This is a genomic window from Candidatus Bathyarchaeota archaeon (assembly GCA_030739585.1).
Classification (GTDB): domain Archaea; phylum Thermoproteota; class Bathyarchaeia; order TCS64; family TCS64.
Window position 1 is genome coordinate 197,716 of the sequence record JASLYX010000003.1, and the last position, 20,768, is coordinate 218,483.

The following is a 20,768-nucleotide window of genomic DNA, read 5'->3' on the forward strand; positions in this document are numbered from 1 at the left end:
AGTTCTCATCTACTTCATGTAAAAGGGATCTGTAAGCAAGGTCCTAAGAAACGAGATCTTCCCTAGGAACGCTCCGTCCAGCAGATAGACGTCAAAATCATCAACGTTAACAGCTCCAGACCTGAATAGGGGACCCAGAAGGCCCTTTGGTGTCTCTGCATTGACAGGAATCCCCCCCATGAGATCGTTAAACGTAGGCATAATCACTAATTGAGGGGGGCGGATAATTGTACCGAAAGCCGCCTCGAAGGAGGCCAAGGGATTCTCCTTCACTTTTATTTTCTCAAATCCCATGAGTGCCACCGCGAGGCTCACAGGATCAAGATTGCCTCTCACCCAAGCCCTACGCGTAAACCTCACACCCAAAGGCGTGTTTAACTGGACTGCAGGATGGTTGTGTCCCATGACAATAAGGTCTGCCGCGAGGAGCGGGGGATAAGGCCAAGCGTGGCCGTGAAGGACTGCGACCTGATACTCATCTCCAAAGAGGGCGCCCCGGCTGGGATGAATCTCTACCTCTTCGGGGGCGAGGTTCTGGATGTTCGCGTCATGATTGCCCCGAACTAGACTAACCCTATCAACCTCACTAAGAAGGGCGTTAAAGAATCGGGGGATTTCCCTCTTCTCCTGAAAGCTAGTGAGAGGGACACCATGCTTTAGATCTCCGAGAATGACGACCCTATCGGGATTATGCTCCAACACCAGATCCATGAACTCCCTAAGAAAGCGGTTGGTCTGGTAAGGGATGCTGATACCCATCTTCGCGAGCTCATATTCAATGCCCAAATGAAAGTCAGTAGCTAAGAGGATCCTCTCTCCAGCCTCAATGAGCATCGCCGGCCAAGGAGTGAGAAGCTTGAACACCTGGATCCCCGCCCAATATCCTGCGACGTTCAATTTAAACCCGGTTCCTAACCCTCTACTGACAAAAAAGTTGTAAAGGGAGGCATCAAGATATCCCTGGAGATTCAAACTGGCAATCACTGAGGAGCGACGGGTCCTAGAGCAAATCTGCGATGAGCTAAGAGCCACGCCAACCCTCACTAAGGCCCAATGGGATCGTCTCAGGTCAAGCCTTGCAGATCGCTTCGATAAGGCTTGGAGGATCGTAGGACAGAAAAGAGTAAAAAAGTACATCTTTGAGCGCTCAGGTCGGGTAGTCTGGATCGTCGTTGGTCGGGGAAGCGAATATCAAGTGCTCCCCTATTCCGGGTACTGCGACTGTAGCGACTTCTATTTCAGAGTTGTTGATGGGGAGGCTGGACTCTGCTACCACCTCCTAGCGCAGAGACTCTCAGAAGCCCTCAATGAGTATGAGGAGATCCGGGAAGATGATGAAGTGTATGAGCCTCTCATGGAGGATTGGCGTCGCCTCTCAGCGGATCAAGCATCGTAAGTGACAGCTTAAATATGGGTCATGTTGTGATCTCTTCGAAGCATGACGTCCCCTGCCTTCTTCAACTTCCTACAGCAAATGTCCATACTCCTGGGCGTGATCACCCTAGGTCTGGGATTCCTCCATCTCTTTATCCAAAAAGATGAAGATTAGCGTAGCAATTTTATTCCTAAATCGCAGAAGGATGAGATAGGTGTCGTATTGTCAAGTGTAGAAGAGATCATAAAAAGGATACTGGCCTTGAGGCCCAACCTAACTAGGGAGGCTGTAGAGAGACTTATTGATGAGGAGCGAGCAAAGGCTGCAGGGCTCCTCACCGAAGAGGCCGCTACCCACCTTGTAGCCTCAAACCTGGGTCTTGATGGTGCCGGGGAGCGCATCGAGGCTAAGGTGAAGATAGGTGATCTCACTACTGGGCTCAGTGATGTCTCTATCACAGCAAGGGTGATTTTCATCTCCCTACCCCATACTTTCACCCGAACGGATGGAACAGAGGGAAAAGTCCTTAATATGCTCCTAGGGGACTCTACGGGCTCAGTAACTGCTGTTTTCTGGGACAACAAAGCGGACCAGGTCTCCGCGAGCAAAGTGGCCCCAGGAAAGATTGTCCGAGTTCTCCATGGATACAGCCGCGAAAGGAGAGGAGAAATCCAGATAAACGTAGGAAATCGGGGGCAGATCTACATGGAGCCCTTGGACGCCGTAGAAAACGACTACCCGGACCTAGAGAGCTTCTACAAGACCCCAGGGGAGATATTCAACCCGGGAACGGTGAACCTCATAGGAGTCATAATGGACAAGTCCCCAGTATCCAAATTCAACAGGCAGGACGGCTCAGAGGGCCGGGTTGCCCGTGTCAGCCTTGAAGAAGGAGAGGGGAGGATCAATCTAGTCCTCTGGGACAATAAAGTAGATGAAATAAAAGGGCTGGAGCCCGGCACTAGGATTAGGGTTACCGGAGGGAACGCCAGAGAACGCCAGGATAGAAGCCTTGAGGTCCACAGTAATTATGGGACCATCCTAGAGGTCCTAGAGATAGGTACAATGCCTGTGAATCCCGTCCCCAAGTGGACCAAGATCGGGAACCTTAGAACGGGGATGAACAACGTCAACACCGTAGGCAGGATCACCAACATCGGTAGTATACGAGAGTTCAACAGACGAGACGGGGGCTCTGGAAGGGTCATTTCGGTCCTCCTCGAGGATGAAACCGGCAACGTGAGACTCAGTCTCTGGGATGACGACGTTAAGATGGTTGACGACATAAAGCCCAGCACTATCATCTCTATAGAGAACGGCTACACTCGGCTCAGCCTTGGGGATATAGGGCTAAATATAGGCCAGAGAGGTAAACTCCAGATCAACCCTAAAGATATCAAGATCGCTGAGTCAAACCTAGATACCAAGATTGTCCCCCTCGGGGAACTAAGGGAGGGCCAGACTAATATTCATGTCCGGGGCACCGTCTTGGAGCCCCCCGAGGTTAGGGAGGTTGAGACATCTCGGGGCCCTGCCACTGTTGCATCTTTCCGCATTGATGACGGCACCGGAGAGGTCCGAGTCTCATTTTGGAGGGACCTAGTGGACCAAGTAGAGGGTTTATCCGGGGGGACCCAAGTCCGGATAGAGAACTGCAATATCCGAGAGCCCTTCGACGGGCTTCTGCAGGTTAGCTCCGGGATGTTTACCCGGATCGTAGTGGAAAAGAAGTAAGAAAAAAACTTAGTCCAGTCACAATATATGCGGGGACTCTGAACCCTCAAAGCTATGTTCAATCATCACTTTGGTCTCCCTCTAGCGCCTCTATTTGAGTATGTTGTTCTCTCAAGTAAACGCTCGCATATGAGGGCTGGGCGATCCGGATCTCTATGGTGGAAACAAACCGCTCTTTTCCTTCCTCTCCAATGTGCTTATCCGTTCCTATCTCAATCTTATCAACCTCAAGATCCTTTAGAAAGACACTCTGAAGCATGTTGATGGCGTCCACGGCTTTAGTGATATGCCGCCCCCTCGCCCTCAAGATAACATGTTCTGTGCCTGCGTTGAATAAGGTCATACAAGCAACCACGTAGTTCATGATGGGCTTAAGCCCAACGACAACGAAATCCCTAGAAGATTTGAGAGGTGAGTTGTTCATTTCTTATTTTCTATAAAGCTCTCCCTTATTAAAATTCTACATCCAGTGCACCACGAAAGTGCCTATCAAAAACAGTCGAAGATTTATGAAGGGCTGCTTTCCCCGATGAATAAAGAAAATCGCCACAAGTTCTCTATCTACTAAGGGTAATGCTACGCTCAGCAAGCCAAAATGGAGACCAGAGTGTGGATTCAACCTAATATCAAGTGTAAATATCATGAGGGTCCTAGGCCTGAAAATAATAAAATCCCTAAGAAAAGAATATTATGGGAAAGAAAGGTACAAAAAAGGGAGCAGTAGACTCCAAGATACGCGCTGCGTTCAAAGAGGTCTATCTATGAAACCCTCTTCCCAGCAAATCAAATTATAGGCGTTAGTCTTTCAAGGGTTCATCAGGACAAAAGAAGTAGAAATACTATTACAGGGGTTAGAAAACTACATGGGCTACGATTACACTAAGGACGAGTAAAATAGCTCCCCCTAGAACGAACTCTGGCCTTATCTTTATGCCATATGCCTCGTCCTGAAAGAAGCGCATCAGTCCCGCACTAGAAGCAGGCATAGATGGAGTGCTCTCTTTTTTCTTCTTGCTCATTTAAGCATCTCTTTTCTTGAATGGAGACTAGGAGAAAAAGGTTTGGTTTAGTCTACTGTTATTAACCTCTCATGAAATCTGTAAGACTGATCTGTTTATCAAGCTGTTCCTTTACATCCTCTTCTTCACGGAAAAGTGATTGGAGCTCTTCGTTTACGAGGAACAGCCTATCGCTATAATAGCTATCTAAGTCAAACTGTTGTACGAGGTTCAGAGCGGGAGAAACGTATTTCTTAATGCCTCCTTTGTACACGGTGAGGCTTAGCTTGCCACCGCAGCGAAGGCATACCCCTTTAAGTGGGACCCGCCGGTACTTCCGGTTGCAGCCCATGCAACGGAACTTCTGACTGGTGAAAGCCCTGAGGTTTCCGAAGATATCCTTCATGAAATGACTTGTTATCACCTTGAGCGCGACGACCTCAGCGTCTACAGCCCAGATCTTTTCGCTTAGATCCAGCTGACTCTCTAGTTTTTCTAGCATAGACTTAAGGGTAGTATATGCCCCGAAATGAGCCCCTAGGTTGATATCACTGCAAACCTCGGTGTACTTCATGTCTTGGAATTGGCCGATCGACCCAATCCTGTCTCCGATAGTCTCGATAACGGCGGCATACTCTCTAGGGTTTGCACCCTGCTCGCAAAGCGAATAGAATTCAGGGGGATATGCAGACATTACATCGACATTGAGGGCTTCCTTATCTACCTCACTGGGGTTCAGCACGGGGATAACATAGAGAGGCGCATCCATGAGACCTCCGCTCTGCTCTGGGAGGAAGTCCCGGCTAAAGTTGAGAAGGGGATCCAACGCCAGCATAATACCGTCCTCGTCTCCGTCACAGTTACGGCGCTTTGCTGCATGCCATAGGGGATGTGCATAGCAAACTCGGGTTCTGGTATAACCGATAACACGTCCTATGATGGTAGCGCTGGTGTGGGGAGCAAGTCCATGGATGAGTTGCCCCACCATTTGGCCCCTTTCATTGATCTGGTAGTAGGGATCTACGCCGTAAAATAATGTAAGGAGGTCATCTATGAACTTCGAGGCCTTGACAAGATAGTCGCCGCAATCCTCTGGTAAAACGATGTCTTGGACCTTGAGCTCTAACATCTGATCGGCATTCTTCAAGGGATTCCCATGCATGTCATAGATATACCCGAGATTCCGGAGCTGCTCTATGTTACCTCCAACCTCTGAGGGGGTAAAGTGGGTGAGAGGAACATCAGTGAGATCGTATCTTAATGTGCCATCCTTGAAGACTGAGAGATCATAACGAGCCCTGAGAAAACCTTTCTCAAGGGGCTCCGCAGTCTTATTCTTATTCATGAGTGCCTTTACACATTTGAATCGTGCCGGGAGCTGTTCTCCTAACTTGGCTCCAATCTTTTTCCAGGCTTGATCTAAAAGGCTCCTCAGGTCTAGGTCCGTTGAGTGACTGCAATTAGTTTCCACTTTGCAGACTGGGCAGACCATGGTATCAACTGCCCTCCCGCATCTAGGACATCTTTTTCGCGCAATAGCTGTCTCCCCGCAGACGTGGCAACAGACCCCGTAGCAAAGTGTCCCGCACTGGGAGCAGTAATTGGCAGAGATTTGAATAGCGGTAGTCTGTCCCTTTTTAGTCTTTAAAATATTCCTTTGTGCACCCCCGGCACTACCGATGGGAAAGAGGCCATGAACATAGGGGGACATTTTCCTTTCTTTTGCCTTCTCAGGGCGCCCCATCCTGGCACCCACATGAACAGGCGCCTTATCCCTGATGTCGATGTCTGAAAGGGCCCTAACAATCTCCAAGGGCGTCCCTTCCACTACGTCTATTTTTGATTCATATAATCTGAGAAGTTTTTCTAAAATTGGGGCGACCATGTCAAGGCCCACCATACTTCCAAAATAGTCATGAGGTATCAGGAGCATTTCTAGGATTCTCTTAGTTTCGGGTTCTAACCTAAGTTCATAAGGGGCTTGGGATGGCCATGATTCCGCAAGGGCATTTCGGAGCCTTAATAATTCTTCTCGAGTTACAGCATTCCATGTATAGGTATACCTCGGGTGGAGGGGTACTCCAAACTCTGTCAAGGTAATAGCTTCAATGGGACTGGGTATTGTGTCTTTTTTCGCTATAAACGCTTCAAGTCTCGTGGTGCTAATCGGGGTTCCAAGACTGCTTTTGTTTATGGTGTGCCTCAGGTCTTGTACCCATTGGTTCTCGTCGTAACCCGACTTTAACAGTGTCTTATTGTTCTGGAGGAAATCTCCAACGTTAACTAGAACATCCCCGAGGAAAAGAATCTCCTCAATTCTCTCAAAAAGCCTGTTGGCTTCATTCTCGGTCTCTATGCGTACGACTGAGCCATCCTTGAGCTTGACAACGGGAGCTTCAATGGAGTCTACTGGTGTAATAGCTGCAGATTTCCCAGGGAGCTCTATACGAAGCTGGACCCCGGTGCAGAGGAATCGGTTAAGGATGATCATAGTTGCTGGGTGAACTCCCACAGCGGCAAGCCCTGTAGTCCTAGCGCGGCCGTACCTTAGCCTGAAGCCGCCAATTCTGTTTGGAAAAGAAAAGACGGGCCGGCCGACGATGATTTCCGCCATAAAGCTTGCCTCAGGCTTCTTCTTAGAGTTAATTTCTGCCGGTTTGTTTCCGATATTGACCAGCCAATCCCAACCCTCCAACCTGAGAGACTCGCAAATCCCATGTAGCTTCTTTGCCCGCCCCACGATGCCATCAATGACAACTATAAGGGCCCCGCCTCTGAGACGATTTGTTTCAATCCCAGGAATATCCCTATAGTTGGAGACCTCGAAATGATCAGTGGAGACCCCAGTTGCCTCCACTGTGAGGCACCTGAGCGCGTAGTCCAGGTCGGCTTCGGTAACATGAAACTGAAACCGCCTCACCCTCTGCCTGTAGAGTGTCACCTCTTCAATGAACCTGCCTATAGTGTCATCTGATGGTTTAAACCTGTCAAGGCCCAGCATCCGTCTAACATAATCGGCAACTACAAGGGTTAGGGCTTGGGCGGTACCTCCTGCTGGTCGAATGGGCCCCGCAAAATATACTGCGAGATAGCTCGTCTTGTCAGAGTTCTGTTTTATTTTTATTTCTGGGATGCCTTGAATAGGGGCTACAGTGACCCCCTCGGTCACAATGGCGAGGGCCGTTCGAACCGCCTGGTCAGCCGCGTCTATTGCTTCGAGCCTCCCAAATCGTCCTTCCACGATTTCACCTGCGATTTTAAAGGCCATGGCACGACGGTCCATACCCTCGAGCTCGCGCATTCTGTCCCTGATGCCTGAAGGACCAATGAGCTTTTCAATGCGCTCAGCGATATCATGAGTGATCTGAGGTTCGGGCTCAAGGCTAGGGTCTAGACCATTCCTTTTTGCATTACGAGCTACATCGTATAGATCGTTAAGCCCGTCTACTAAGGAGTCAAAATATTCCGCGGCTTCGGAGGACATTGAGATTTTTGTCAATGTAGACTCTCCGCTATTCGGGGCTATGGATTCTGCAGAGCATGATAGTGGGCCACTTTTCAAGCTCCCGGCCTGTCGATGAAATATAAGCCTCAGACGCGATCCCGCTTCTCTTCCCGACGCACTCCTTGCAGCGAACATGGCGCACGTCTGATGGACCATCGCAACTCCCGCAGTTCAATAAGAGCGTGTTCCCAAGCCCCCTGAGGGGGGTCCAAGAGTACTCATTTTCTTCGTAAACTGGTTCAAAATCGGGCCAAACGTCATATAACCGGGGCTTCAGAAGGACCTTTTTAAGTGCATTAAAGAAGCTCTCGAATGAGGTCAGAGTATCACCTAAACTCTATACTAGACACTATCTCGTTTATGCTTTCCCTGACTAGCCTATTCTCTTCAACTAGATTTCCTGTAACAATAATGTCAGCACCCGCATCAACGGCCTTTTTAGCCATAGATGCGTTTCTAATTCCCCCCCCAACAATAAGAGGCACGTCTAGTTGGTTCTTCACAACTTTTATCATAGTGGAAGGGACAGGAGCCTTAGCCCCCGACCCTGCCTCAAGGTATATGAAACGGGTACCAAGCATCTGGGATGCAAGGGCGTATGCAGTTGCCAATTCTGGGCGGTCATATGGAATGCCTCTTGCTTGGCCAATGTAACCAACGGTGCCTCCTGGCCCAATGATAATGTAACCCAATGGTATCGCCTCCAATCCATAACTTTTCACGGTATATGCCGCCATCGCTTGGGCATCTATAACATAATATGTGAGCCTTGAATTAAGAAGGGACATAAACCAAATAGCATCTGCATACTTGCTTATTCCCGTGATGTCGTTAGGGAATAGGATTATAGGAATATCTACTTTAGCTTTGATTTTCTTGATTCCAACATCGAGATCATACTTAGAGATTAGAGTCGATCCACCCACCATTAGCGCAAATGTTCCACCTTTTTTCGCCTCAGAGGCAATCTCTACGCTTTTCTTAGAGCCTATTTTTTGGGGGTCCAACAGTGTCATGTGGATAGCCCCCTTATCAATTATTGCTTCTTTAATTTGATTTTCAACAGAATCAAGCAATCTCCTCTTCCTCCTGGCTCCCATGAGTATAATATTGGTCTATGAAAGTACAGTAGGCATCTACGGACATTAAGTTTCTAGTGGCGGCGAAGCTTGTCCTGAGGGAGCAATTACTGCAGATCACTGTAGCTTTGCTCTCGGCCTTATTGATGCTTGCCTTCACAGTATTTTTGCCACATCGAGGACATAGAAAGAGCTCTGGTAAGGCCCTCCGAATGTATTTTGTTACCTGTTTTTTTCTGCGTCCCATTACAGTTTCACCATTGAGATTTTAGATCATCAGGTGAGGGAAGATAGTCTTAAGATTAACGGGAGATGACGCTTATGCTCATTTGTTTTTACCCGGTTAAGAATACTCTTAACTACTTCTAAATCCGCACCAGTTCGTAAGGAAATATCTTGCGAGGTATAGCCGTTCTTATAGTCTAACAAGATCATATCGATGGTATCATAGGTTGCTCCCATTTCTTTTTCATCAGACTGCCCAGGCCAAAGTCCAGCACTTGGGGTTTTATTTATGATCTTGGGGGGTATTCCCATGTATTTCGCTAGTTGCTTTATCTGACCCTTAAAAAGGTCTCCAAAAGGCATCAAATCAACCCCCCCATCCCCATATTTTGTAAAATAACCGGTCAAAAGCTCTGTTTTATTAGAACTTCCAACAACCATCATTCTTAGGGTATTTGCGTAATGGTAGGAAATTAACATCCGAATCCGTGGTCTAATATTGCCTGTAGATAATTTATCACATTTATTGTGATAAGGAAGGGTTTTACTTATGGAGTCTAGGATAGGCGTGATATCTACGATGTCACATGTTACATCATAAAGTTGCGTAAGATGAATCACATCCGTGATATCACGTTCAGATGTGATGTCACGTTCAGGCATAGTAATTGCATGTACACGTTTAGGTCCTAAGGCTTTTGCTAAATAGGAAAGTGTAAGTGCTGAATCAATTCCGCCACTTACTGCGATTATAGCTCCATTTAATCCGGATTTATGTACTTGATATGAAATAAACTTGGTAATTTTAGACGAAATTTCTATAGGGTCTATATTTAGGGATTCAGTACCAAACATGTTTTGTATTAATGTTTATTATGTAAAAAGATTCTGATTAGGTCTAAATTACATTAAAATGTAAAGTATCGTTATTTTATTTGTAGTATTTATCATTTTGGAGATTAAATATAAAAAAACCTTAAGGACAAAAAGACTAATATGACTTTTGAAATTGTATACACTTTTGTATACCAGGTATCTATAATTTAGGATGTAAAGTTATGAGGTATAGAGGTGTAAAATATTTTTAACCAGGTTCAAAAAATGATTAATAATATAAATAGAAATCCTATTATTTCTATTTTATTAAAAAACAGTAATTTAACTAATATACAATTCGAAAGCATTCTAATTGACCATTATTCGGAAAATATGAGCTCTAATCATATTAATTATGATAATAAGGCACTTTTAAGGTCAAAAAAGGTAAGTAGGGGATCATTTGGCCGTACTTTGAATCAGGGACGAAAAAATATAATTTCGTCTATTTATACAATAATCTTGTTAAGTTATATTGGAATATATGATACATACCCTTTTGAAGATTACAAAAATATCGCAGATAAATTAAGTGAATATACTTCATTTATTGAAAAATCTAATAATTCAAATTTAAATTTAAGATTAAAAAAATTAGAACTTGAATTAATGAAGGGTTTAGAGTCTTTGGCTAACCCTAAAAACCTCAAAAGTTTGTGATATCACAATAAATCACACAAGTTAAAAATCTACTCTAACAAATTTATTGATGAATAAATAGATCGGGTTAAAATAAAGCTGTTTTCTGAATAATTCTTAGTTATATAGTCATAATTGTCTATAATTGATAAAAAAGGCCTTTTTATTCAATAATTTGGAAAAGAGAAGATAAATATTAATTTGATGTATAAATTTTAGGGGATTTTATATTTATCGGCAAAAAAAACATTTACTTTTCAAAATTTTTTTTATATTAGTGTGATATCATATGATTTCCTGGATATCACACCAAATCACATAGAAGTTACATGTGATTTTTCAATAATTCATTTTTATTAACAATCAAAGTACCTCAATTATAACTAAAATATTTTAACAAAATTCTCTCTCCTATTAAGAATAACCGTTAAGAACTTGAATCCTAACAAATAGTTGATATTCTTATATGATAATAATAACTTTTTTTTATTAATATTCTTATATTATGTTATTTTTATATCATAAGAATAAAAACAATCATATACATCATCATCAATTTCTGTTATTGTCAACCTTATTATTTGGGAATAAAAAATGGAATTATTTTTTGCAACCTTAATGCTTTTTACAGTAACTTTTTTTGCATCTTTTATTTATTATCAAAAGATCCGTCTAGCTCATGAGGAATATACTAAATCTAAATTAATAGTAAAAGGAATAACTAACGGCTACAATAAGCAGGTCTCTAGGTTAAGTAAAGCTATTTCTGGTATGAAGGGCGAAGCATCAGAAACTTATGATGTAGCTCTTCAAGCCTTAAACATGAGCAGGAAGGCCATAGCGGCTTCTATATCAGGCGAAGCTGAAAGAAAAATCTTAACTAATATGTTCGAAGATACGAAAAATACAATAAATGACCTTAGAAAAGAGGTTCAGGTGATTTCGAAAAGACCAGTATCTATGTTGCCGGCTTCAATAGATGCGCCCATACCCCTTCAACAGAAGGATGTCCTAGATCAACTTACCCCAACGGAATTTGAAGTGCTTATTTTAATTGATGAATTGGCGGAGGGGTCTGTTCCGGAGATCCGCAAAAGAATCAAAAAGACCCGAGAACATACTGCAAGAGTTTTAAAGAAATTATTTGATAAAGGTTTCATTGACAGGAATAGCAATAGCATGCCCTACAGATATTACCTTAGGAAAGAAATAATGGAGCTTGTAAAAAATTATAATTCTCGAAACGAGATGAACCTTTAATCATCTCCGCAATTCTTAATTGCTATATTAGTTGAAACCATCCTGATAATTCATGAAGTCAACTCGAATAGGTGACGCACCTAAATTTAGTCCTGTGAAAGGTGCTATGATGGAACTAATAGGTGATGGTGAGCGAATGACCTTTATCCGGATCACATCCCAACCAGGCGTAACCTTTCCAAATCATTCCCATCATCACGAACAGATAGGAACCTGTATAGAAGGAAAAGGGATTCTTTCATGTGGCGAGATAGAGTTAGAAGTCAAGCCAGGGCATTCATGGGTTGTATCGCCAAACGAAATACACAAATTTGTAACCGGAGATGAACTAACAATCATTTACGAGTCATGGAGCCCACCACGGGAGGATTACCGCGAGCTCGCGAAAATGATTTAATCAGTTTTATCTTTATCATCTTCCGGAGATTATTTTTGTGTCTGAAAATTTGAGGAAAGTCCTTGAAGATATCATAAAGGCTGGTTACCAGCTTACAGCAGACGGGTTTGAGTATCTCAAGACCTTAGAAGGCGAGAGCCTCGGGGAAAGTGTTCAAGGCGCACTTACCCACGCTTCTAATACTTCACCAGAAATAACGATTCTAGACAAGGCCTTTCTTCAGGATGTCTACAAGAAAGATGAGAGGATCCCCAAAGCCTTCACATTTGCTTCCCGCACCCCCCGGACCAAACCCCTAGCTGCTGAATACGACGAACTGATACGTTTACCCGAGAATATTCCGGGGGAACCCGAAGGTAACATTAACGGATACTTAGAGCTTTTCCGGAATCGTTTCAGTAAGTTGGAGCGTATCCTCCGTCACCGGATTGATGTCAGAGACGCAGTCTCCATTAAAAGCGCGTTAAAAATGCCCCTCAAGTCAAAGTTGAAGGTTATCGGCATTGTAACAACAAGGAGGTCTAGAGGTCATCGTTTATTTTTAGACATCGAGGATCGGGAGGATTCAATCACCGTGATGGCGACAGACAGCGAAGTGGTTCGAAAAGGGCTTTCTATCCTCCAGGATCAGGTTCTTTGTATAGATGCTATTAAGTACCGTCAGGACCTCCTCGTCGCTAAAGACTTTATCTGGCCGGATATTCCAAGTAAACCCCCAAACAGATCAAAAGAGCCTTTATGTGCCGCGTTTCTATCGGACATCCATATTGGTAGCATCCACTTCAATAAAGAGCTCTTTGATCGTTTCACCCGTTGGATGAATCTCGAATTAGGTTCTCTGCAGTCCAAGAAGCTCGCAGGCCGGGTAAAATACGTAATTATCGCCGGGGACCTCGTAGATGGCATCGGGGTTTATCCAAACCAAATAAGGGAACTCGAGATCACAGATATACGGGAGCAATACAAGATCGCAGGGATGCTTCTTCAGGAACTCCCTGAATATGTTGAGATCATCATTATTCCAGGCAACCACGACGCAGTCAGGAAGAGTTTACCCCAGGATCCACTCTCCCGGGAATACGCTGAGGTCTTAGACGAGAACGCAAGGATTCACCTCTACGGGAATCCAAGTCGTCTCCAACTTCATAACGTTGAGACGTTCATAAGTCACGGAAAGGCCCTTGACGAGATCTTGGCACATGCCCCCGGTCTCGAATTTCAAAAACCGGTAGAAGGCATGGAACTTCTCCTTCGTTGCAGACACGTAGCCCCCACCTACGGTAGTTCGACACCTATCGCCCCGGAGAGGGAGGACCGATTAGTGATATCAACTACCCCCGATATCTTCCATATGGGGCATATCCACATTTTTGGAACCAAGAAATATAAAGGATCAACCTTAATTGCCTCTGCATCTTGGCAGAATCAAACACCCTTCCAGGTACGGGTCAACCTTACACCAACGATCGGAGTCGCTCCAATTGTAGACCTCCAGACCCATAAAGTTATACCCATTGACTTCAAGAAATTTGGGTAGACTCACAGGCCGCCAACTCCACTACTCTAGCAAGCTGATGGGGTCAGCTTATCAACACAAAAGTCTTGAGGTCTGCCATGTAGCCTTCTGAACTGAATTTTATGACCAAAAATAGATCTCCACTTTTCCCTGAATTACTCGAGTGCTATGAATTTCATCCCACCTTTTCGATATTACCCATCTTCACTCCCAGATAGGAAAGTGTGTCTTTATTATCGTATACCCTGCACTATGTATGGCTTTTTTGCAAAATTGATGACGATAAGGTTTCACGTTTTTTGTGATTCATATATACAATTATGTGAAATAATCGAAGGTTAATCTCCCGGGGATTAATACCAGAGGTCTCTTACTCTCTCACCATAAAGAGGGGTTTATCGGTGGTGTTAAGGACATTGACTTGGAGCTCAATGTGACTAAGTTCAAAGAACCTCCCTTAGTCTATGATGCCTTCACAGAAAAGCGCCTGGCCTAGGAGGTCTCATTTTAAGGCATCAAAACATCCCCCTCGCACCTCATAAAAGACGGAGAGGGGTCATCTGGTGTTAATACTTCTCGATCTTACCGAAGATATCGGATATAATAAGAAGTTGGGGGTAGAGGGCAGAGGGCACCTCGACGACCCCGTCGTGGACGACTATCCTCTTTATATTTTCCATAGTTTTCTTGTTAAGGTCCTTTTCGAAGGTAAGGCGTCCCGAAGTTTCTATTCTGAATGGACCCACTTCCTTCTTGAGGCCTAGTATATCCTTCTTGGAGAGAGTGATCTCCCCCTCATTTTTGAGAGTAAATGTGCCTGAGTTTTTTTCCTCGTTTAAGTTAGCCTTGCCATTCTGGTGGCCTCCCTTGAGGAAGTCCGTGAGTGCTTGGTTCATCACCTCACTGACCCGTTTGCCATCCTTTTTTGCCATAGTGAACACCTCATGGTATAGCTCTGTATCGAGCCCACGGATGGCTACAGTTTTACGAGGCACCTTAATAACACAACCACACGCTAGAATGTTTACTTGTTTACATGTTAACAAGTTATCTTATAAGGTTGTCTAAACGGTTGTATGATGAAAGACCACGGCCGATTTCTTGGTTGGGGTCTAGGCTGTAATTGTATGTTAGATCTAGACGGTACCATGAGCTTTAAAAAGCGCTCGGAAACCCATGACGGGAGAGGGCACAACTTCGGTAGGTTTATCGCTATCTATCGCCAGCTTTTGCTTCTGAATAAGAAGAACAACCTCGCGACAACACTCAAGAACATTCAAGAACTCCTTACCTTTACCGAACAAGTGTTTTCCTCCTCAGCAGTGGCCGAGGTGTTCCTATACTTCTGTCTACATGGGGCCTCCACCGCTTGGATTCTTCAGAATGAGCTAAGCCTCCCTGAGGCCACTGCTTACAGGGCCTTGAAGAGGCTCAGGTCAATGGGCATCGTGGTCCCCGCACTCAAGGTATCCAAGGTTCCAAGTTCAAAGGGAGGTCCTCGTCCCACTGTCTGGGCGCTTGAAGGGTCATCCAATGAGGAGGTGGCCAAATCTCTTAGGCTACACTTTAAGTTACTAAGCCCAAAATTCCAAGTGGCGGAAACAGTGGCCCAGACCATCCTTGAAGAATACATCATCAAAAGGAAGGTGAACGAGATCAGTTACCAGGAGATTATGGTCCAAGTCAAGGCGCTACATATTCCCTTTAGGACCCCGGACATTGCCAACCTTGCTGCAACATATCTCAACGAGCGGGGTATTAAGGTCTGGCGTTAGAGCTTAGCTAGCCGCGTAAACTAGAACGCCGTCCCGGATTCTTTCTTCCGCCCTCTCCTGATTCCTAAGATAGATAAGATGGGCATATGTCTCCGCAGCTGCCATCCTCTTGGTCCAGAATTGCATCTCGTTCCAGGGCCTGCTATTCCATGAGATAACAGATGATACCCCGAAGACCGTCTCAGCACCCCCCTTTAGCGCGGCAATGATATCCTCGCAACGTCCCTCATGATGAGTCATTAGGGAGGAGACCCGCCCCGCGAGATCATGGAAAATCCTCTCATGTCCCGGGAGCACCGTTTTTGTCGGAAGGTCTCTAATCTTATAGAGTGATTTTAAATAGTCTTTGAGGGGGTCTCCTTCAAATTTGATATGATGGCTTATATGAGAGGTGATGTTTGGAAGAACGTGATCCCCAGAGAAAAAGATCTCTTTCTCCGCGTCATAAAGGCATAGGTGCTCCCTGGCATGCCCTGGCGTCCAGAATGCCTGTAAATAATGGGTGTCAATATAGAAGCATTCTCTATCAGCCAGTTTCTCATCAATCTTAAGTTTCCAGCGGGGACGCCTGAAAACATGCTCGTACTTGTGGTAGTCTTCGAGGAACTTGTTGCCCCCCCATGTAGAGATCTCTATCTGGGTATCTTCAAAAGCCGTTTCTAGGGTATTCTTCCACTGGCGTAGAACATCATCCGCCTCTTTGAGAGCGACAACAGTGACAGAGGTCTTTTCCTGGATCCTGCTGATAAGGCCAACATGATCCATGTGCATATGGGTAACAAATATTTTATGAATATCCGAGATTTCAAGGGATAGGTTCGAGAGTTGTGCTACAAGGGCATCAAATGCAGCCTCATTTTGGATGCCCGTGTCAATGAGGGTTCCTGCGTCCTTGAATAGATAAGAATACGTTTTCCTCTGGGTGTTACGCCGAATTGGTATCTCTAGTTGAAAAACTCCCTCTGCTATCTCTAGCATTGCCTTGGTTATGGAGATACCATTTGTATTAGGTGTTCTGGTAGGGGAGCTATCCTCGTACTTTAGGGGATAAACTGATATAGTGAATAAATAACTGAAAATCAACCTCTCTTAATCTTCCAGCTTGTTCCCTCGTTGGTGTCTGCTAGAAACACCCCCGCCTTGTCCATAAGGTCCCTAACAACATCTGCCATCGTATAGTTTTTCTCCGCTCGAAGTTTCTCTCTAACCTCCGTAATTATTCCTATCAGTTTTTCTGAGAGGTCGTCGCCGCCTCTCCCCCTCTTTATGAAGAGGCCCAGCGCATCTAGAAGCTCCTTAAACACCGCTTCACCTTTGAGGAGAATACCTTTGTTTGTGGGGCCCGAAATGTATTCATTGATTGATCCTGAGAGGGCGTGGATGGTATCGATGGCCCTGTGGGTATCTAGGTCATCATCCATAGCGGCCTCAAAGCTTAATCGTTGGGTTTCAATTGCTTTGAGGAACCCTTTTTCTCTTTCCCCATAGGAGAGGTCTTTATCCTTCTTCCGCAAGGCGTCCTCGATGAGGTCCAGCGTATTCTCTAGCCGATTCACGGAGTTCTGGGCCACCTCCATGGCCTTCTCGGTATAATCGAGGGGTCTCCTGTAATGAACGCTAAGGTAAAAGTAGCGGAAGGCGTTTACAGTATACTTTGAAAGGACCTCGTCGAAGCTTACGTAGTTTCCAAGGCTCTTAGACATCTTGTGTCCATTGATCATTAGGAAGCGGGCATGGATCCAGTTCCTCACAAACTCTTTTCCGGTGAGGCTTTCGCTCTGCGCGATTTCGTTTTCGTGGTGGGGAAACACAAGGTCCTCCCCTCCAGCGTGGATGTCAATGCTATCACCGCATAGACTTCTGCTCATAACACTGCACTCTATGTGCCACCCTGGTCTCCCCGGACCCCAAGGAGAATCGTAATAGATTCCCCTCTCATACTCTTCGGGGGTCGAGTTTTTCCAGAGGGCAAAGTCGTTAACATTCTCTTTTCCGTACTCGTCCACAGACATCCTCTCTGTCTTTTCAACTTCGGAGATATTTATCCCGCTGAGCTTCCCATAATGCGGGAACTTATTGATATCAAAATAGACCCCATCCTTCGCGACATATGCAACTCTCTTTTTCACGAGTTCCGTCACGAAATCAACCATTAGGGGTGTGTATTCCGTGGCTTTCGGGTAGACATGGGCCCTTTTGATATTCATTAGGTCTAATCCCCTGAGGAATGACTCCGTGTACCTCTCTGTGAACTTTTCGAGACTCACTCCTTCTTCCCCGGAGTCTCTGATGGTCTTATCATCAATATCAGTTATATTCATCACGTGGAATACATTGTAGCCCCTGTACTCTAGCCATCTACGTATAATATCTCCAACAGTAAAGGTACGGAAATTTCCGATGTGTGGATCGCTATAGACCGTAGGGCCACAGACGTACATTCTTACCTTCCCAGGTTCTAAAGACTTGAATGGTTTTTTTGACCGCGTGAAGGTATTATAAAATTGAAGATCTTTTTGGTTTTCCTTGGACAAAATTTTTCACTCCTTGTCTGCTAGAATTAGCCAGACAAGGCGAAATACTGGACCCATTTGGGTTGATATATGCAAAAATATTAGTCTCCCTTTCTAGCTGGGAGAAGAGCGGATTTGCCGAAATAAAAACATAAGGATTCCTGTTTAAAGTTGTCCAAGCCTGTCCGTAAATCTTTGCATGCACTCCTCAAGTCTCCGCCTCCCCGCCTCAGCGGTTACCTCGCTCCGGGTCCTCTCAATAACACCCCGAGTGATATCCAACTTTCGTCTAAGTCCCTTCAGCAGTGGTACCTCCTCCATGATCACCAGGGTCAAATAGATTTCCTGCATAGTTGAGAGCCGGGCCTCAGCAGTTTCGATGTCCCCTCTTCTTAAGGCATCGAGGGCCTGCCTTCTTAGCTCACCTGGCACATCTCCCAATCCCAGGAGATAGGATCTCATGGGTACTCCCAGTTTTGCTGGATCAGGAAACTCCCCTGACTTTGTAAGCACCGCGATTATGGAAGCCTCAGAGAACTCCTCTTTTGCAGCGGAGACCTGATCGAAGCGAACCAGTTCGGGATACTTGGCAATGATAGTATCCATCTTGGAAATTAGATCAGATGCCTCTTCAAGTCTACGCTCGGCCTCAACCCCCTCTCCCGAATGCACCTTAATGATGGCTTGTTTGGATAGTATCCTAGCTTTGCGAGCTCGCTTCATAACTTTATCCAAGGCTTTATCTCTAATCCGGAGCTCTTCGGCACCCTTTCTTACCCACTTCTTGAGCACTTGCCTCCCCTCTTACAGAATATCCTTGAGCACCTCCGCAGGCAAATTCCCACCACTTAGGATGAGGGCAACCTTCTTCCCTTGGAGTTTGTCTCGGATCTTAATTCCCGCGGCGAGTGAAGCCGCGCCTGCTCCTTCTGCGATGGTGTGAGCTTTTTCTACGTAAAGCCTGATCGCGGCCTCGAGCTCCTCATCTGTAACAAGGAGGAACTTATCGAGGAGATCCTTCATAATACTAACAGGTAGCTCAAAAGCGACCCGGGTGGCAAGTCCATCAGCCATCGTTTTCGCAGAATCCGTTACCTCGAGTTTCCCGCTCCTCCAACTGTTATAAACGCTAGGTGCGTTAGCTGACTGAACAGCGATGATCTCGACGTTCGGGGTTGCAGTCTTGAAACACGTGCAAATGCCTGATATTTGGGAGCCTGCTCCCACCGGGGCGATCACAACATCCAAGTCAGGAAGGTCTTCTAGGATCTCTAGGCCAATTGTGCCCACCCCAGAGATGAGAAGGGGCTCGTTAGCGCTGTGTATATACCTGTACCCTTTTTCTATGGAAAGGCGCTCTGCGTTCTCTCTTGCCTGGTCAAAGTCCCGTCCCTCCTCAACTATTTCTGCCCCATAGCTCTTTATCCCCTCGATCTTGACGTGGTTTGCTCCCTTTTGGACACAGACAACTGCTTTTACACCGAACATCTTACTCGCGAGGGCTATTGACTGGCCATGGTTCCCCGTGGAGGCCGTGATCACCCCTTGTTTTTGTTCTTCGGGGCTCAGTTGGCTTATGAGATTGATGCCTCCCCGAATCTTAAAGGCCCCCGTAGGCTGGTAGTTTTCGTGCTTCACATAGGCTTTGAAGCCGAGCGCCTTGGATAAAAGAGGATACTCTTGCAGGGGAGTTTTTGAGAGGTAAGGGGAGATTCTATTTTTCGCCTTTAAAATATCAATAAATGTGGGCTTTACATACAATCTTATCAAGAACTATGTTAACCAACAGGGTTTATATCTCTAAGCTTAGAGTCTTTGCCATCCGATGAGCTTCACCCCAGAGATACTAAATTAGACGCCTTACGTGCGCGGTATCCTCTGAATTTCGTTGTGGGCTGAACCGGTAATACCATAATTTCATTATATTTCCCCATATATTTACGATAAGGGCCCCTATCGGAGCTTTGATGGATACCTCCTAACGTTCATCCTTTTTGAGATATATCTCCTTAAGAAAAATTTTATTTTCGAATAAAACCGCTTATTAACTAACTTTATTATATAACCGTACGCCTGAAGCTTGGTATTCCTTAGGTAATAACAATGAAAACTCGTTCTCTAACTCTTTTAGCGGTCTTAGCCGCTGTGTACGCCGTGGCCAGCCTACTGCCCGGGTTCCCTATGATCGGGGTCCCCAGCTCCAAGATCGACCTGGCCAGAGCCCTGGAGATGGGCTTTGGCTTCGCCCTGGGGCCCTACCTCGGCCCACCGACAGCGTTCCTTGGAGCCCTCGTTGGGAAGACCCTAGGCGGAGGTGGCGTCGGCCTATTCTTCACCCCGCTGGCGTTGGTCTCCTCTCTGGTGGCTGCATGCCTCAGCCGGAGGCAGGTCAGGGGAGTGGATGGATGGAAAATAGCCGCAGCGATACTGGCCCTCCTGATCTTAGGCTGGTACGCGACACCCACAGGGCGGGCAGTCCCCTACGTCCCCATGATACACGTCGCCGGCCTCGTCATCATACTGGCTTTCCGGGGGATGCTAGCGGAGGAGTTCTCGGAGTACCTCGGGGGAGGTGACCGGAGGCTTCTCACCCTGGGGGTGGCTCTCTCCTGCTATCCCTCGACGATGGCGGGCCATATGCTAGGGAACCTGATCTACATCCAGATGTTCGGCCCCGATCCCCTCTTCTTCGCCTCTGTGCTCCCGATAGCAATTATAGAGAGGCTTGTCTTGACGGCTATCGGGACCGCAATAGCGGTGCCCCTCCTCGTGGTGGTCAGGCAGCTCTACCCAGAGCTGGATAGGTATAGAAGAGGGGATGCGGAGGGAAGCCGAGTTGATGGTACAAGTGATTTTTCACGCTCCTAGGGGGGTTG

The 20,768-nt window shown here is 45.9% G+C and carries 21 protein-coding genes; 8 read left to right on the forward strand and 13 right to left on the reverse strand.

Going from position 1 to position 20,768, the window contains the following annotated elements; translation table 11 throughout:
* Positions 1-9: 9 nt before the first annotated feature.
* A complete protein-coding gene (locus QGG23_04530; GenBank protein MDP6048692.1) occupies positions 10-1,137 on the reverse strand; it encodes a metallophosphoesterase in 1,128 nt (375 codons plus the stop codon).
* Positions 1,138-1,195: 58 nt separating this feature from the next.
* Between QGG23_04530 and QGG23_04535 the strand changes: the two genes are divergently transcribed.
* Both QGG23_04535 and QGG23_04540 read left to right on the forward strand, forming a co-directional pair.
* Positions 1,196-1,396 carry a hypothetical protein gene (locus QGG23_04535; protein ID MDP6048693.1) on the forward strand — a complete coding sequence of 67 codons (201 nt, stop codon included), beginning with the start codon at positions 1,196-1,198 and terminating at the stop codon, positions 1,394-1,396.
* Between the two features lie 201 nt (positions 1,397-1,597).
* On the forward strand, positions 1,598-3,109 hold the full coding sequence (locus tag QGG23_04540; protein MDP6048694.1) for an OB-fold nucleic acid binding domain-containing protein: 1,512 nt from the start codon (positions 1,598-1,600) through the stop codon (positions 3,107-3,109).
* 58 nt (positions 3,110-3,167) lie between these two features.
* Here the strand turns inward: QGG23_04540 and albA are convergent, their stop codons facing one another.
* The 7 genes from albA to QGG23_04575 all read right to left on the reverse strand — a co-directional run bounded on the left by albA (position 3,168) and on the right by QGG23_04575 (position 9,771).
* The gene (albA, locus tag QGG23_04545; GenBank protein MDP6048695.1) at positions 3,168-3,533 is read right to left on the reverse strand and encodes a DNA-binding protein Alba; all 366 of its coding nucleotides are present in this window, start codon (positions 3,531-3,533) and stop codon (positions 3,168-3,170) included.
* Between the two features lie 427 nt (positions 3,534-3,960).
* Complete coding sequence (locus QGG23_04550; GenBank protein ID MDP6048696.1) at positions 3,961-4,128, reverse strand: preprotein translocase subunit Sec61beta; 168 nt, start codon at positions 4,126-4,128, stop codon at positions 3,961-3,963.
* A 61-nt stretch (positions 4,129-4,189) separates the two neighbouring features.
* Entirely contained in the window at positions 4,190-7,606 is a 3,417-nt protein-coding gene (locus tag QGG23_04555) for a DNA polymerase II large subunit (protein ID MDP6048697.1), read from the reverse strand.
* A gap of 13 nt (positions 7,607-7,619) precedes the next feature.
* Complete coding sequence (locus tag QGG23_04560) at positions 7,620-7,787, reverse strand: hypothetical protein (protein ID MDP6048698.1); 168 nt, start codon at positions 7,785-7,787, stop codon at positions 7,620-7,622.
* A 151-nt stretch (positions 7,788-7,938) separates the two neighbouring features.
* Positions 7,939-8,712, reverse strand: coding sequence for a geranylgeranylglyceryl/heptaprenylglyceryl phosphate synthase (locus tag QGG23_04565; GenBank protein ID MDP6048699.1), 774 nt, complete (start codon positions 8,710-8,712; stop codon positions 7,939-7,941).
* Positions 8,681-8,938, reverse strand: coding sequence for a hypothetical protein (locus QGG23_04570; protein MDP6048700.1), 258 nt, complete (start codon positions 8,936-8,938; stop codon positions 8,681-8,683). The genes QGG23_04565 and QGG23_04570 overlap by 32 nt, the downstream gene beginning before the upstream one ends.
* A gap of 29 nt (positions 8,939-8,967) precedes the next feature.
* Positions 8,968-9,771, reverse strand: coding sequence for an NAD+ synthase (locus QGG23_04575; GenBank protein MDP6048701.1), 804 nt, complete (start codon positions 9,769-9,771; stop codon positions 8,968-8,970).
* Positions 9,772-10,017: 246 nt separating this feature from the next.
* On the opposite strand from QGG23_04575, the gene QGG23_04580 reads away from it, so the two are divergent.
* The 4 genes from QGG23_04580 (at position 10,018) to QGG23_04595 (ending at position 13,625) form a co-directional block, all read left to right on the forward strand.
* Entirely contained in the window at positions 10,018-10,452 is a 435-nt protein-coding gene (locus tag QGG23_04580; GenBank protein MDP6048702.1) for a hypothetical protein, read from the forward strand.
* A gap of 573 nt (positions 10,453-11,025) precedes the next feature.
* Positions 11,026-11,691, forward strand: coding sequence for a MarR family transcriptional regulator (locus QGG23_04585; GenBank protein ID MDP6048703.1), 666 nt, complete (start codon positions 11,026-11,028; stop codon positions 11,689-11,691).
* Positions 11,692-11,797: 106 nt separating this feature from the next.
* Positions 11,798-12,088, forward strand: coding sequence for a cupin domain-containing protein (locus tag QGG23_04590; GenBank protein MDP6048704.1), 291 nt, complete (start codon positions 11,798-11,800; stop codon positions 12,086-12,088).
* Between the two features lie 37 nt (positions 12,089-12,125).
* Positions 12,126-13,625, forward strand: a complete 1,500-nt coding sequence (locus tag QGG23_04595; GenBank protein MDP6048705.1) for a metallophosphoesterase — start codon at positions 12,126-12,128, stop codon at positions 13,623-13,625.
* 545 nt (positions 13,626-14,170) lie between these two features.
* Here the strand turns inward: QGG23_04595 and QGG23_04600 are convergent.
* Positions 14,171-14,599: a hypothetical protein gene (locus QGG23_04600; protein ID MDP6048706.1), complete on the reverse strand. Its 429-nt coding sequence runs from the start codon at positions 14,597-14,599 to the stop codon at positions 14,171-14,173.
* A gap of 81 nt (positions 14,600-14,680) precedes the next feature.
* Here QGG23_04600 and QGG23_04605 point away from each other — a divergent pair, with 81 nt between their 5' ends.
* Positions 14,681-15,379, forward strand: a complete 699-nt coding sequence (locus QGG23_04605) for a hypothetical protein (protein ID MDP6048707.1) — start codon at positions 14,681-14,683, stop codon at positions 15,377-15,379.
* Between the two features lie 3 nt (positions 15,380-15,382).
* Here the strand turns inward: QGG23_04605 and QGG23_04610 are convergent, their stop codons facing one another.
* From QGG23_04610 to QGG23_04625, 4 genes are all read right to left on the reverse strand, one after another.
* Positions 15,383-16,357 (reverse strand): MBL fold metallo-hydrolase, encoded by a 975-nt coding sequence (locus QGG23_04610; protein ID MDP6048708.1) that lies wholly within the window; start codon positions 16,355-16,357, stop codon positions 15,383-15,385.
* A gap of 101 nt (positions 16,358-16,458) precedes the next feature.
* On the reverse strand, positions 16,459-17,913 hold the full coding sequence (gene cysS, locus QGG23_04615; protein MDP6048709.1) for a cysteine--tRNA ligase: 1,455 nt from the start codon (positions 17,911-17,913) through the stop codon (positions 16,459-16,461).
* Positions 17,914-18,057: 144 nt separating this feature from the next.
* A complete protein-coding gene (locus tag QGG23_04620; protein MDP6048710.1) occupies positions 18,058-18,684 on the reverse strand; it encodes a translin in 627 nt (208 codons plus the stop codon).
* A gap of 12 nt (positions 18,685-18,696) precedes the next feature.
* The gene (locus QGG23_04625) at positions 18,697-19,653 is read right to left on the reverse strand and encodes a threonine/serine dehydratase (protein ID MDP6048711.1); all 957 of its coding nucleotides are present in this window, start codon (positions 19,651-19,653) and stop codon (positions 18,697-18,699) included.
* A gap of 342 nt (positions 19,654-19,995) precedes the next feature.
* On the opposite strand from QGG23_04625, the gene QGG23_04630 reads away from it, so the two are divergent.
* The gene (locus QGG23_04630) at positions 19,996-20,760 is read left to right on the forward strand and encodes a hypothetical protein (GenBank protein MDP6048712.1); all 765 of its coding nucleotides are present in this window, start codon (positions 19,996-19,998) and stop codon (positions 20,758-20,760) included.
* Positions 20,761-20,768: the final 8 nt, after the last annotated feature.

What these genes read in the sequence shown, in the direction of transcription:
- QGG23_04530 (MDP6048692.1), bottom strand. Translation starts at nt 1,137, where the DNA reads ATGTACTTTTTTACTCTTTTCTGTCCTACGATCCTCCAAGCCTTATCG.
- albA (MDP6048695.1), bottom strand. Translation starts at nt 3,533, where the DNA reads ATGAACAACTCACCTCTCAAATCTTCTAGGGATTTCGTTGTCGTTGGG.
- QGG23_04550 (MDP6048696.1), bottom strand. Translation starts at nt 4,128, where the DNA reads ATGAGCAAGAAGAAAAAAGAGAGCACTCCATCTATGCCTGCTTCTAGT.
- QGG23_04565 (MDP6048699.1), bottom strand. Translation starts at nt 8,712, where the DNA reads ATGGGAGCCAGGAGGAAGAGGAGATTGCTTGATTCTGTTGAAAATCAA.
- QGG23_04570 (MDP6048700.1), bottom strand. Translation starts at nt 8,938, where the DNA reads ATGGGACGCAGAAAAAAACAGGTAACAAAATACATTCGGAGGGCCTTA.
- QGG23_04575 (MDP6048701.1), bottom strand. Translation starts at nt 9,771, where the DNA reads ATGTTTGGTACTGAATCCCTAAATATAGACCCTATAGAAATTTCGTCT.
- QGG23_04580 (MDP6048702.1), top strand. Translation starts at nt 10,018, where the DNA reads ATGATTAATAATATAAATAGAAATCCTATTATTTCTATTTTATTAAAA.
- QGG23_04585 (MDP6048703.1), top strand. Translation starts at nt 11,026, where the DNA reads ATGGAATTATTTTTTGCAACCTTAATGCTTTTTACAGTAACTTTTTTT.
- QGG23_04590 (MDP6048704.1), top strand. Translation starts at nt 11,798, where the DNA reads ATGATGGAACTAATAGGTGATGGTGAGCGAATGACCTTTATCCGGATC.
- QGG23_04605 (MDP6048707.1), top strand. Translation starts at nt 14,681, where the DNA reads ATGATGAAAGACCACGGCCGATTTCTTGGTTGGGGTCTAGGCTGTAAT.
- QGG23_04610 (MDP6048708.1), bottom strand. Translation starts at nt 16,357, where the DNA reads ATGCTAGAGATAGCAGAGGGAGTTTTTCAACTAGAGATACCAATTCGG.
- QGG23_04630 (MDP6048712.1), top strand. Translation starts at nt 19,996, where the DNA reads ATGAAAACTCGTTCTCTAACTCTTTTAGCGGTCTTAGCCGCTGTGTAC.